This is a genomic window from Klebsiella sp. GG_Kp175, from assembly GCF_040062325.1.
Classification (GTDB): Bacteria; Pseudomonadota; Gammaproteobacteria; order Enterobacterales; family Enterobacteriaceae; genus Klebsiella; species Klebsiella quasipneumoniae.
Genome location: NZ_JBEAFX010000002.1, coordinates 538,163 through 551,205, shown reverse-complemented (window position 1 = coordinate 551,205; position 13,043 = coordinate 538,163). Strand labels below are relative to the sequence as shown.

The window sequence follows — 13,043 nt, the reverse complement described above, 5'->3', positions numbered from 1 at the left end:
AAGAGTCTATCCGCCCTTTCAGGCGGGCACAGGATACCTGATTGCGGCATCCTTTGCCAAAATCTTTTGAACGATGTCATGCATAGTTGGTGTTTTGCACGAATTTTTTAAGTTTTATATGTAAAGTTGAGGTAAAGCCATGTCGACCCCTGAGAAACGCCCCGTTAGCTTCTTTAGCTTGTTCAACCGCGGGCAGCACTACGCGAAGACCTGGCCTCTCGACAAGCGCCTCGCGCCGGTATTTATTGAAAACCGCATCATTCGTGCCACCCGCTACGCCATCCGCATCATGCCGCCGATCGCCATTTTCACCCTCTGCTGGCAGATAGCGCTGGGCGGCCAGCTGGGGCCCGCCGTGGCCACCGCGCTGTTTGCACTGAGCCTGCCGATGCAGGGGTTATGGTGGTTGGGTAAACGTTCAGTGACGCCGCTGCCGCCTTCCATTCTTAACTGGTTCTACGAAGTACGCGGCAAACTGCAGGAGGCGGGGCAGGCGCTGGCGCCTGTCGAAGGCAAGCCCGATTATCAGGCGTTGGCTGACACGCTTAAGCGCGCCTTCAAACAACTCGATAAAACTTTCCTTGATGATTTGTAATTCACTACGGAAAACGCATATAAAAGAAGGCGCATGATTTATGCGCCTTCTTTATTTCACGCCCTACCGTGCTACAGGAGTCACAACATGGAAATGACCAATGCGCAGCGTCTGATTTTATCCAATCAGTACAAGATGATGACGATGCTCGACCCGGACAATGCGGAGCGCTACCGTCGTCTACAAACCATCATTGAGCGTGGGTATGGGCTGCAGATGCGTGAACTGGACCGCGAGTTCGGCCAGCTGACGGAAGAAACCTGCCGTACCGTTATCGACATCATGGAGATGTACCACGCGCTACACGTCTCCTGGACCAACCTGAAAGATGCGGCGGGTATCGACGAGCGTCGGGTCACCTTCCTCGGATTTGATGCCGCCACCGAAGCGCGTTTTCTCGGCTACGTGCGCTTTATGGTCAACGTTGAAGGCCGTTACAGCCACTTTGACGCCGGCACCCATGGCTTTAACTCGCAGACCCCGATGTGGGAGAAATATCAGCGGATGCTGAGCGTCTGGCACGCCTGCCCACGCCAGTATCATCTGAGCAGTAACGAAATTAACCAAATCATCAATGCCTGAGGGAGGTGCCCGTGCAGTGTAAAGGTTTCCTGTTCGATTTAGACGGGACGCTGGTGGATTCCTTGCCGGTGGTGGAGCGTTCATGGTGCAAATGGGGGGATCGTTTCGCCATTGACCATGATGAAATTCTCAGTTTTATTCACGGCAAGCAGGCCATTACCTCCATTCGCCATTTTATGCCGGGTCGCAGCGAGGAGGATATCCAGGCCGAATTCCGTTATCTCGAGCAGATGGAAGCCACTGATATCGAAGGCATCGTCGCTCTACCGGGGGCGTTAGCCCTGCTGAATACGCTCAATGAGGCCGGGATCCCGTGGGCGATTGTCACCTCCGGCTCGATTCCGGTTGCCCATGCGCGTCACCGCGCGGCGGGCCTGCCGATGCCGGAGGTGTTTGTCACCGCTGAGCAGGTGAAGCATGGCAAGCCGGCGCCGGACGCCTATCTGCTGGGCGCCGAGCGGCTGGGTCTGCCTGCCGGGGAGTGCGCGGTGGTGGAAGATGCGCCGGCGGGGCTCCTCTCCGGACTGGCGGCCGGCTGTCGCACTATCGCGGTCAACGTGCCCGCCGATGCCCCCCGTCGGGATGAAGCCGACCTCGTGCTGAGCAGCCTGGAAGATCTGGTGGTTGAACGCCAGACTGACGGCGTGGTAAATGTGCGTCTTAAAGCATAAACCCATGATTTCGCCCCGCGTCGTCGGGGCTTTTTTATGCCACTATGTCGACTCCCACTTGTGACAAGGAAACGTTGTGAACGGTGAATTGATTTGGGTTTTATCCCTCCTGGCCATCGCGGTTGTGCTGTTTGCTACCGGTAAGGTGCGCATGGATGCTATCGCCCTGATGGTCATTGTCGCCTTTGTCCTCAGCGGCACGCTGACGCTGACTGAAGCTTTTTCCGGGTTCAGCGATCCTAACGTGATCCTGATTGCCGCCCTGTTTATTATCGGCGACGGCCTGGTGCGTACCGGGGTGGCCACCAAGATGGGCGCCTGGCTGGTGAGCGTGGCAGGCAACAGCGAAACCAAAATGCTGATCTACCTGATGCTCACCGTCGCCGGGTTGGGCGCGTTTATGAGCTCCACCGGCGTGGTCGCCATTTTCATTCCGGTGGTCCTTAGCGTCTCGGCGCGGATGAATACCTCACCCTCGCGGCTGATGATGCCGCTGAGCTTCGCCGGGCTTATCAGCGGGATGATGACCCTGGTGGCGACACCGCCCAACCTGGTGGTCAACAGTGAACTGCTGCGCGAAGGACTGCACGGCTTCAGTTTTTTCAGCGTCACGCCGATTGGCCTGGTGGTGCTGATCCTGGGCATCGTCTATATGCTGGCGGTGCGCTTTATGCTGAAGACGGATAATGGCGATTCCGCGCGCGATGGGCGAAAAAGAAGTACCTTTCGCGATTTGATCCGCGAATATCACCTCACCGGCCGCGCTCGCCGGCTGGCGATCCGACCCGGTTCGCCGATGATCGGTCAGCGGCTGGATGATTTAAAGCTGCGTGAGCGCTACTGTGCCAACGTCATCGGCGTTGAGCGCTGGCGGCGGTTCCGCCGGGTGATTGTTAACGTCAATGGGGTCTCGGAATTTCGCGCCCGCGACGTCCTGCTGATCGATATGTCTGCCTCCGATGTCGACTTGCGCCAGTTCTGCGGCGAGCAAATGCTCGAGCCGATGGTGTTGCGCGGGGAGTATTTTGCCGATCAGGCGCTGGATGTGGGGATGGCGGAGGTGGCGCTGATCCCGGATTCAGAGATGATAGGCAAAACGGTGCGTGAGATAGCCTTCCGCACCCGGTTTGGTCTCAATATCGTCGGCATGAAGCGCGATGGCAAGGCGATGGATGGTTCCGTGGTCGATGAGCCGCTGCAGCTCGGCGATATTCTGCTGGTGGTCGGCAACTGGCGGCAAATTGCCCTGCTGGCGAAGCGCGGCCGGGATTTCGTGGTGCTCAATATGCCGGTTGAGGTCGATGACGCTTCGCCGGCCCACAGCCAGGCTCCGCACGCGATTTTCTGTCTGGTGCTGATGGTGGCCCTGATGCTGACGGATGAAATCCCCAACCCCATCGCCGCGATCATCGCCTGTCTGCTGATGGGCAAATTCCGCTGTATCAACGCCGAAAGCGCCTACAAGGCGATCCACTGGCCGAGCATCATTCTGATTGTCGGGATGATGCCGTTCGCCCTGGCGTTGCAGAAAACCGGTGGGGTGGATCTGGTGGTTAAGGGACTAATGGACGTCGCCGGAGGCGAGGGGCCTTATCTGATGCTCGGCTGCCTGTTTGTGATGTGCGCGGCGATAGGCCTGTTTATCTCTAACACGGCCACCGCGGTGCTGATGGCGCCTATTGCCCTGGCGGCGGCGAAGTCGATGGGTGTGTCGCCTTATCCCTTTGCCATGGTGGTGGCGATGGCGGCTTCGGCGGCGTTTATGACCCCGGTCTCTTCGCCGGTTAATACTCTGGTGCTTGGCCCGGGTAAGTACTCATTTAGCGATTTTGTCAAAATCGGCGTGCCCTTTACCGTGCTGGTGATGGTGATCTGCGTTCTGCTGATCCCGGTGCTCTTCCCGTTTTAAGATATGCAGGCCGGGTAGGGGGCGACCGCTGCCCGGCCTGAAAAATTACAGCGGCGAATCCTGGCTGATTTCATCCAGCGACAGCTGGAAGCTCGGGACAAACACCTGCATAAAGTAATCCATCTCCGCGCTGCGCCGCGAGGCCAGCGTTTTTTCCAGACGCCCTTTGGCCAGCAGAAATTCGTTGTTGCCCGCCGACAGCTCTTCGAGGCATTTCAGGTAGGCGCAGAGGGCGTCAGCCTGTTTGACGATCGACTGCTCTTCCTCACTGTAATGATGCTCGTCAATCAGCGGTTCGAAAATATCGCGCAGCTCGTCAGGCACCATATCCACTAGCTTCTGCTGGGCGATTTTCTCAATCGCCTTATATTCCTGGGCAATCTGTGAATTAAAATATTTCACCGGGGTAGGGAGATCACCGGTTAAAACCTCGGAGGCGTCGTGGTACATCGCCAGCAGGGCGATACGCTCTGGGTTGACCTGGCCGCCAAATTTGCGGTTTTTAATCGCCGCCAGCGCGTGGGCGACCATCGCCACCTGCAGGCTGTGCTCGGAGACATTTTCGGTGCGCACGTTGCGCATCAGCGGCCAGCGGTTAATCAGTTTCAGACGGGAGAGGTGGGCAAAGAAATGACTCTGACTCATAGGAACCCTTAATCAGTGACAACATCGGGTTCCATTGTGCGCAGGGATCGCCGCCGGATGCAAATGCCGGCGGCAGCACGACTAAAGCTGATGGTAGCCGGAGAGGAAGCGGCCAAAGCGGGAGATCGCCATCTCCAGGTCGTCTTCGCGAGGCAGGGTCACAATACGCACGTGATCCGGCCACGGCCAGTTAAAGGCAGTACCCTGCACCAGCAGCACTTTCTCCTGCAGCAGGAAATCGAGCACCATTTTCTGGTCGTCGTGAATATTGAAGCGTTTGGCGTCAATTTTCGGGAACATGTACAGCGCGCCTTTTGGCTTCATGCAGGAGACGCCCGGAATATCGTTGATCAGCTCCCAGGCGCGGTTGCGTTGTTCATACAGACGCCCGCCGGGAATGATGAATTCGCTGATACTCTGGTAGCCGCCCAGCGCGGTCTGGATAGCATGCTGGGCCGGCACGTTGGCGCACAGACGCATCGAGGCCAGCATTTCCAGTCCTTCGATATAGCCTTTCGCGTGTTTTTTCGGGCCGTTCAGCACCATCCAGCCCTGACGGAAGCCGGCGACGCGGTAAGTTTTCGACAGTCCGTTGAAGGTCACCGTCAGCAGATCCGGTGCCAGAGCGGCAATCGAGTGATGCTGGGCTTCGTCGTAGAGGATCTTGTCGTAGATCTCATCGGCGAAAATAATCAGGTTGTGCTGGCGGGCGATCTCCACGATCTCCTGCAGCAGCTCTTTGGAGTAGACCGCGCCGGTGGGGTTGTTGGGGTTGATGATCACGATCCCGCGGGTGCGAGGCGTGATTTTGGCGCGGATATCGTCAAGATCCGGAAACCAGTCAGAGGATTCGTCACACAGATAGTGCACCGCTTTACCACTGGAAAGAGACACCGCCGCCGTCCACAGCGGGTAGTCCGGAGCGGGAACCAGCATCTCATCGCCACTGTTTAACAGCGCCTGCATCGCCTGCACAATCAGCTCGGACACGCCGTTGCCGATGTAAATATCTTCCACGGTGACATCGCGCATTCCCCGCGCCTGGTAATGCTGCATGATAGCTTTACGCGCCGAGTACAATCCTTTCGAATCGCAGTATCCCTGGGCGGTAGGCAGATTGCGGATGACGTCGACGAGGATCTCGTCAGGGGCCTCGAAGCCGAAGGGTGCCGGGTTGCCGATGTTCAGTTTCAGAACCTTATTGCCTTCTTCTTCAAGACGTTTCGCTTCTTTCAGAACCGGTCCGCGGATGTCATAACAGACGTTCTCTAACTTGCTGGATTTTTCGATGGGGGACATGAATCTTGACCTTTTAGCTGTTATCGCCACTCCCTGCCGTGGAAGTCAGCACGGAACAATGTACTCCGCCTCCCCGCTGTTTTGAAGGCTTTGCAGGAGAAGATTTTGCTAATGCAGGATTTTAAGCGTAATTGATTTATCTGTTGGTTGCTGGTTTTTCCTATTGTTTATGCCTTTTCATGGCATTTTTTCGGTCGTCTATGTTGATGTAGTGCCTTTTTTACCATCATTTATCTGGTTTGTTGGTTAGGTAAACGGGGCGCTGGAGAATGGGGGGCGGCTAGAAAACGCTATTCTTAATCTCATAGCGGTTGATTTGTAATTTTGATGTTAAATAATTTTAATAAAAAACTGCGCGTAAGCGCATTATTATTATTTTTGACAGGTAATAATCTGAGGTTTGTTAATTTATATAAAATGTTGAAAAAAATTTAAAATTATCTCAGTTAATCCTTATTAAGGCTTATAAAAAGGATGGGAATCGGTTAGAATATCGCCGTTAATATCAGTGGTAGTCGGCATGAATTATGGCTGAATTGATATTTAATATATTGTTATTACAGGATTTTATTGTTCGTTGTTCGCCAAAAAGAAGTCCGGCGAAAGAGAGGCTTTCTCGCCACTACTGCGCGATTTTCCGGGGCGACGTAAGACGCCTGGCTGGCCGTGGTAATAAATAATAATGAGAAATACGAACAATATATTACTCCGGTGTTCTGCGCATTTGCTCAGACGAGTACTTTGGCATGTAATAACGTTCGTCCAGTTGTTTATCCGCCATCAGACGGTGAGCACGAGGCTCAGGGAATAGCCGGAAACCTGGCGTAAAGCATCAACAAGGCAGGTCAGCGTTAGCCACCTGTAAGTGAAGAAAGATGATTAATACAACACGTCCGATACTCAACCTCGATCTCGATCTGCTGCGCACCTTTGTAGCAGTCGCTGATTTGAACACCTTCGCTGCCGCCGCCGCCGCAGTGTGTCGTACCCAGTCCGCGGTCAGCCAGCAAATGCAACGCCTGGAGCAACTGGTTGGCAAGGAGCTTTTCGCTCGTCACGGACGCAATAAACTGCTGACCGAGCAGGGCATCCAGCTGCTGGGCTATGCCCGCAAAATCCTGCGCTTTAACGATGAAGCCTGCATGTCGCTGATGTATGGCAGCCTGCAGGGGGGACTGACCATCGGCGCGTCGGAAGAAACCGCTGATACTATCCTGCCGTTTCTGTTAAACCGCATCGGCTGCTTCTATCCCAGAATGACGCTGGAGATTAAAGTCCATCCCCATGCCGTCATCATGGCGATGCTGAGCGCGGGAGAGGTCGATCTGGCATTAACCACCCATCAGCTTCCCGGTTTTACCGCTTTCACGCTGAGAACGTCGCCTACCCTCTGGTACTGTGCAGCGGACTACGTGCTGGCGAAAGGGGAATCGATCCCCCTCATCTTGCTCGAAGAGCCTGGCCCGTTCCGTGAGGACATCATCGCCGCGCTGGAGGCTGCCCGCGTCTCCTGGCATCTGGCTCACGGCGCCTCGTCGCTCTCCGGGGTGAAAGCGGCGGTGAAAGCCGGGCTGGGGGTCACCGCGCGTCCGGTCGAAATGATGAGCCCGGATTTGCGCGTGGCCGGCATCAGCGATGGCCTGCCGGTCCTGCCGGATACCCGGTACGTCGTTAGCTGCAATCCGCAGACGGTGGGCGAACTACCGCAGGCGATTTTTCAATCTCTGAGCCAGGAGAGCGATCCCTGGCGCGCCGGGCCGGCACTTACTCCGGAAGAGGGAGGAAGCACCTTCATTTTGTGAGGTTATTTTGCTAACAAAGATCACAAAAACTGGTAACAGAATGTAAGTGCCCAAAAAGAGCCTCAAGGGTGGGTTTCCCGTCTGGTGGCTCTTTTTTTTGCACTATTATTGATGTTTTGAATCTTTTTTTTATTTCTTTGCAAGAAAATCAGCATATTGGCGTGACCTGGCGCTCACCTTGCCGACTTTTCCCAGCACTTTCAACACTTCCTGCTAATGTTAAAAAACCGGATGGATTGTTGCCGATTTCTTGTGGTAATTAACAAAACCGTGTCGCAGATCAAGAAAATACCCCTCTTTGGGGGGAGGAATCGAGGCTAAATCCTGTCAAAATAGCAGGGATTTTTGATTTACGACGGAAACGGACACGATTCAACAACACTAAAACCGAACAGTATGCAAGGTTATTTCGCATAAAAGGGCATTTAATGTTAATGAAAAGATTCCAATGTAAATTAATGTTATGAAAACTTTTGTTAAAGTTGACAAAAGGTTAAAGAAAGGGGTAAAAAGCCACGGCATCTGGGCTTCTCACATCTTCCAGGGACGCTTTTTTGCACGGTTATTTTTTATTCCTCCCGTGAAACGCTGTGGCGTTCATCTGCCAGTAAGAGCAGAGGGTTTTGGCGCTACACTTTTTTGGTTAAGCAATGCGTATGTCAACATCCACTGAAGTCATCGCTCATCACTGGGCATTCGCTATATTTCTCATCATCGCTATCGGCCTGTGCTGCCTGATGCTCGTCGGCGGCTGGTACCTTGGCGGTCGCGCGCGCGCGCGTAGCAAAAACACGCCGTTTGAATCGGGGATCGACTCCGTTGGTTCGGCCCGCTTACGTCTTTCTGCGAAGTTTTATCTGGTTGCCATGTTCTTCGTTATCTTCGACGTGGAAGCCCTGTATCTCTACGCATGGTCGACCTCCATCCGCGAGAGCGGTTGGGTCGGCTTTGTGGAAGCCGCAATTTTCATTTTAGTGCTACTGGCTGGTCTGGTTTATCTCGTTCGCATCGGCGCACTGGACTGGACGCCTGCGCGTTCCCGTCGCACGCTGGTTAACCCGGAAACAGACAGTCCCACTAACCGTCATATGCAGTAAAAGCGAGGCAATAAGATGGATTATACGCTCACCCGCATAGATCCTAACGGTGAGAACGACCGTTACCCCCTGCAGAAACAGGAGATCGTTACCGACCCCCTGGAGCAGGAAGTCAACAAAAGCGTGTATATGGGGAAACTCGAACACGCGCTGCATGACATGGTGAACTGGGGCCGTAAGAACTCAATTTGGCCGTATAACTTCGGCCTTTCTTGCTGTTATGTGGAAATGGTGACGTCATTCACTGCGGTGCATGACGTTGCGCGCTTTGGGGCCGAAGTTCTGCGCGCCTCTCCGCGTCAGGCGGACCTGATGGTGGTCGCCGGAACCTGCTTCACCAAAATGGCGCCGGTGATTCAGCGTCTTTATGATCAGATGCTGGAGCCGAAGTGGGTGATTTCCATGGGCGCCTGCGCGAACTCCGGCGGCATGTACGACATCTATTCCGTCGTCCAGGGCGTGGATAAATTCATCCCGGTCGATGTGTACATCCCGGGCTGCCCGCCGCGTCCGGAGGCCTATATGCAGGCGCTGATGCTGCTGCAGGAGTCCATTGGTAAAGAACGTCGTCCGCTCTCATGGGTGGTTGGCGATCAGGGCGTCTATCGCGCCAATATGCAGTCGGAACGCGAGCGTAAACGCGGCGAACGTATTGCAGTGACCAATCTGCGGACGCCGGACGAGATTTAATTTGCGCCTGCGGGCGGGAGAATCACTTCGCAAATCAATCTACAACAGCGCGAAGTCTCGCCCGGCAGTCACCACGGACCTTTTGCAATGGTGAACAATATGACCGATTTAACCGCGCATGACGCCGCACCAGCCTGGCAAACCCGCGATCACCTTGATGACCCGGTGATCGGCGAACTGCGCGACCGCTTTGGGCCGGATGCCTTTACCGTTCAGCCAACCCGCACCGGCGTACCGGTGGTATGGGTCAAGCGCGAGCAGCTGCTTGAGGTGGGTGATTTCCTGAAGAAATTGCCGAAGCCTTACGTGATGCTGTTTGACCTGCACGGTATGGACGAACGTCTGCGCACGCACCGCGATGGCCTGCCCGCCGCGGATTTTTCCGTTTTCTATCACCTGATTTCCATCGACCGCAACCGCGACATCATGCTCAAGGTGGCGCTGTCTGAAAACGATCTGCATCTGCCAACCTTCACCAAACTGTTCCCCAACGCCAACTGGTATGAACGTGAAACCTGGGAAATGTTTGGTATTACCTTCGATGGCCACCCAAATCTGCGTCGCATCATGATGCCGCCGACCTGGGAAGGCCACCCGCTGCGTAAAGACTACCCGGCGCGCGCCACCGAATTCGATCCGTTTGAGCTGACCAAAGCCAAACAGGATCTGGAGATGGAAGCGCTGACTTTCAAACCGGAAGAGTGGGGCATGAAACGCGGCACCGACAACGAGGACTTCATGTTCCTCAACCTCGGTCCGAACCACCCGTCCGCGCACGGTGCCTTCCGCATTATTCTGCAGCTGGATGGCGAAGAGATCGTCGACTGCGTGCCGGATATCGGTTACCACCACCGCGGCGCCGAGAAGATGGGCGAGCGCCAGTCCTGGCACAGCTACATCCCGTACACCGACCGTATCGAATACCTTGGCGGCTGCGTCAACGAGATGCCGTACGTGCTGGCCGTAGAAAAACTGGCCGGGATCACCGTGCCGGATCGCGTCAACGTGATCCGCGTGATGCTCTCCGAACTGTTCCGCATCAACAGCCACCTGCTGTATATCTCAACCTTTATTCAGGACGTCGGCGCGATGACGCCGGTCTTCTTCGCCTTTACCGATCGGCAGAAAATCTACGATCTGGTGGAAGCGATCACCGGTTTCCGTATGCACCCGGCGTGGTTCCGCATCGGCGGCGTCGCGCACGATCTGCCGCGCGGTTGGGATCGTCTGCTGCGTGAGTTCCTCGAGTGGATGCCGAAGCGTCTGGACTCCTATGAAAAAGCCGCCCTGCGCAACACCATTCTGAAGGGCCGTTCCGTCGGCGTGGCAGCCTATACCGCCAAAGAGGCGCTGGAGTGGGGCACCACCGGCGCAGGCCTGCGCGCCACAGGTATCGGCTTCGACGTGCGTAAATGGCGTCCTTATTCTGGCTACGAAAATTTCGACTTCGAAGTCCCGACCGGCGGTGGCGTTTCTGACTGCTACACCCGCGTGATGCTGAAAGTCGAAGAGCTGCGCCAGAGCCTGCGCATTCTTCAGCAGTGCCTCGACAATATGCCGGAAGGGCCGTTCAAAGCGGATCACCCGCTGACCACGCCGCCGCCGAAAGAGCGCACGCTGCAGCATATCGAAACCCTGATCACCCACTTCCTGCAGGTATCGTGGGGCCCGGTCATGCCGGCCAACGAATCCTTCCAGATGATTGAGGCGACCAAGGGGATTAACAGTTACTACCTGACCAGCGACGGCAGCACCATGAGCTACCGTACCCGCGTCCGCACGCCGAGCTTTGCGCACCTGCAGCAGATCCCGTCGGCGATCCGCGGCAGCCTGGTATCCGACCTGATCGTCTATCTGGGTAGTATCGATTTTGTTATGTCAGACGTGGACCGCTAATTATGCACGAGAATCAACAACCACAAACCGAGGCTTTTGAGCTGAGTGCGGCAGAGCGTGAGGCTATTGAGCACGAGAAGCACCACTACGAAGACCCGCGTGCGGCGTCCATCGAAGCGCTGAAAATCGTTCAGAAACAGCGCGGCTGGGTGCCGGATGGCGCGATCTACGCCATTGCCGATGTGCTGGGCATCCCGGCCAGCGACGTCGAAGGCGTGGCGACGTTCTACAGCCAAATTTTCCGCCAGCCGGTTGGCCGTCACGTGATCCGCTACTGCGACAGCGTGGTGTGTCACATTACCGGCTATCAGGGGATTCAGGCCGCCATCGAGAAGAAGCTGAACATCAAGCCAGGGCAGACCACCTTTGATGGCCGCTTTACCCTGCTGCCGACCTGCTGCCTGGGCAACTGCGACAAGGGACCGACCATGATGATTGATGAGGACACTCACAGCCATCTGACGCCGGAGGCAATTCCTGACCTGCTGGAGCAGTACAAATGAAAACCGTAATTCGTACTGCGGAAACGCATCCGCTCACCTGGCGCCTGCGCGACGACAAGCAGCCGGTCTGGCTGGACGAGTATCGCAGCAAAAATGGCTATGAAGGGGCGCGAAAAGCGCTGACCGGCATGGCGCCGGACGAGATCGTCACGGCGGTAAAAGACGCTGGCCTGAAAGGGCGCGGCGGCGCGGGCTTCTCCACCGGTCTGAAGTGGAGCCTGATGCCGAAAGACGAGTCCATGAACATCCGTTACCTGCTGTGTAACGCCGATGAGATGGAGCCGGGCACCTATAAAGACCGCCTGCTGATGGAGCAGCTCCCGCACCTGCTGGTGGAAGGCATGCTGATCTCCGCCTTTGCGCTGAAGGCTTATCGCGGCTACATCTTCCTGCGCGGAGAGTATATCGAAGCGGCCCAGCATCTGCGCCGCGCGATTGCCGAAGCCACCGAGGCGGGCCTGCTGGGGAAAAATATCCTCGGCACTGGTTTTGACTTCGAGCTGTTTGTCCACACCGGGGCAGGACGCTATATCTGCGGCGAAGAGACGGCGCTGATCAACTCCCTGGAAGGCCGCCGCGCTAACCCGCGCTCCAAGCCGCCGTTCCCGGCGAGCTCCGGCGTGTGGGGTAAGCCGACCTGCGTCAACAACGTGGAAACCCTGTGCAACGTGCCGGCGATTCTGGCTAACGGCGTCGAGTGGTACCAGAACATCTCCACCAGTAAAGATGCCGGCACCAAGCTGATGGGCTTCTCCGGCCGCGTGAAGAACCCGGGCGTCTGGGAGCTGCCGTTCGGCACCACGGCCCGCGAGATCCTTGAAGATTACGCCGGCGGTATGCGCGATGGCCTGAAGTTTAAAGCCTGGCAGCCGGGTGGGGCAGGGACCGACTTCCTCACCGAAGCGCACCTCGATCTGCCGATGGAGTTCGAAAGCATTGGTAAAGCGGGCAGCCGTCTGGGCACCTCGCTGGCGATGGCCGTTGACCACGAGATCAACATGGTCTCGCTGGTGCGCAACCTCGAAGAGTTCTTTGCCCGCGAGTCCTGTGGCTGGTGTACGCCGTGCCGCGATGGTCTGCCGTGGAGCGTGAAGATCCTGCGCGCCCTGGAGCGCGGCGAAGGTCAGCCTGGCGATATCGAAACGCTTGAGCAACTGTGTCGATTCCTGGGCCCAGGGAAAACCTTCTGCGCGCACGCGCCGGGCGCGGTTGAGCCGCTGCAGAGCGCGATTAAATATTTCCGCGAAGAATTCGAGGCTGGCATTAAGCAGCAGTTCAGCAATACCCATGCAATCAACGGGATTCAGCCGAACCTGCTTAAGACGCGCTGGTAATCTAAAGGTTTTTTTATTTT

The 13,043-nt window shown here is 56.2% G+C and carries 12 protein-coding genes; 10 read left to right on the top strand and 2 right to left on the bottom strand.

Going from position 1 to position 13,043, the window contains the following annotated elements; genetic code table 11:
* Window positions 1–139: 139 nt before the first annotated feature.
* The 4 genes from yfbV (at window position 140) to ABLU73_RS05680 (ending at window position 3,757) form a co-directional block, all read left to right on the top strand.
* Window positions 140–595: a terminus macrodomain insulation protein YfbV gene (gene yfbV, locus ABLU73_RS05695; RefSeq protein WP_002913194.1), complete on the top strand. Its 456-nt coding sequence runs from the start codon at window positions 140–142 to the stop codon at window positions 593–595.
* 87 nt (window positions 596–682) lie between these two features.
* Window positions 683–1,177, top strand: a complete 495-nt coding sequence (locus tag ABLU73_RS05690; RefSeq protein WP_004201754.1) for a YfbU family protein — start codon at window positions 683–685, stop codon at window positions 1,175–1,177.
* 11 nt (window positions 1,178–1,188) lie between these two features.
* The gene (locus ABLU73_RS05685) at window positions 1,189–1,848 is read left to right on the top strand and encodes a sugar phosphatase (protein ID WP_004201751.1); all 660 of its coding nucleotides are present in this window, start codon (window positions 1,189–1,191) and stop codon (window positions 1,846–1,848) included.
* Window positions 1,849–1,924: 76 nt separating this feature from the next.
* A complete protein-coding gene (locus ABLU73_RS05680; RefSeq protein ID WP_048325231.1) occupies window positions 1,925–3,757 on the top strand; it encodes an SLC13 family permease in 1,833 nt (610 codons plus the stop codon).
* A gap of 45 nt (window positions 3,758–3,802) precedes the next feature.
* On the opposite strand, the gene yfbR is transcribed toward ABLU73_RS05680, so the two are convergent.
* Together yfbR and alaA are read right to left on the bottom strand one after the other, a co-directional pair.
* Window positions 3,803–4,402 carry a 5'-deoxynucleotidase gene (yfbR, locus tag ABLU73_RS05675; RefSeq protein ID WP_004201749.1) on the bottom strand — a complete coding sequence of 200 codons (600 nt, stop codon included), beginning with the start codon at window positions 4,400–4,402 and terminating at the stop codon, window positions 3,803–3,805.
* Between the two features lie 81 nt (window positions 4,403–4,483).
* Window positions 4,484–5,701, bottom strand: coding sequence for an alanine transaminase AlaA (gene alaA / locus ABLU73_RS05670; protein WP_004201748.1), 1,218 nt, complete (start codon window positions 5,699–5,701; stop codon window positions 4,484–4,486).
* Window positions 5,702–6,576: 875 nt separating this feature from the next.
* Between alaA and ABLU73_RS05665 the strand changes: the two genes are divergently transcribed.
* From ABLU73_RS05665 to nuoF, 6 genes are all read left to right on the top strand, one after another.
* The gene (locus tag ABLU73_RS05665) at window positions 6,577–7,503 is read left to right on the top strand and encodes a LysR family transcriptional regulator (RefSeq protein ID WP_004201747.1); all 927 of its coding nucleotides are present in this window, start codon (window positions 6,577–6,579) and stop codon (window positions 7,501–7,503) included.
* Window positions 7,504–8,153: 650 nt separating this feature from the next.
* A complete protein-coding gene (nuoA, locus tag ABLU73_RS05660; protein WP_002913181.1) occupies window positions 8,154–8,600 on the top strand; it encodes an NADH-quinone oxidoreductase subunit NuoA in 447 nt (148 codons plus the stop codon).
* 15 nt (window positions 8,601–8,615) lie between these two features.
* A complete protein-coding gene (gene nuoB, locus ABLU73_RS05655) occupies window positions 8,616–9,290 on the top strand; it encodes an NADH-quinone oxidoreductase subunit NuoB (protein WP_002913178.1) in 675 nt (224 codons plus the stop codon).
* 87 nt (window positions 9,291–9,377) lie between these two features.
* Window positions 9,378–11,186, top strand: a complete 1,809-nt coding sequence (gene nuoC / locus ABLU73_RS05650; RefSeq protein WP_348850075.1) for an NADH-quinone oxidoreductase subunit C/D — start codon at window positions 9,378–9,380, stop codon at window positions 11,184–11,186.
* 2 nt (window positions 11,187–11,188) lie between these two features.
* Window positions 11,189–11,689 (top strand): NADH-quinone oxidoreductase subunit NuoE, encoded by a 501-nt coding sequence (nuoE, locus tag ABLU73_RS05645; RefSeq protein WP_002913160.1) that lies wholly within the window; start codon window positions 11,189–11,191, stop codon window positions 11,687–11,689.
* Window positions 11,686–13,023: an NADH-quinone oxidoreductase subunit NuoF gene (nuoF, locus tag ABLU73_RS05640; RefSeq protein WP_002913158.1), complete on the top strand. Its 1,338-nt coding sequence runs from the start codon at window positions 11,686–11,688 to the stop codon at window positions 13,021–13,023. The genes nuoE and nuoF overlap by 4 nt, the downstream gene beginning before the upstream one ends.
* Window positions 13,024–13,043 lie beyond the last annotated feature (20 nt).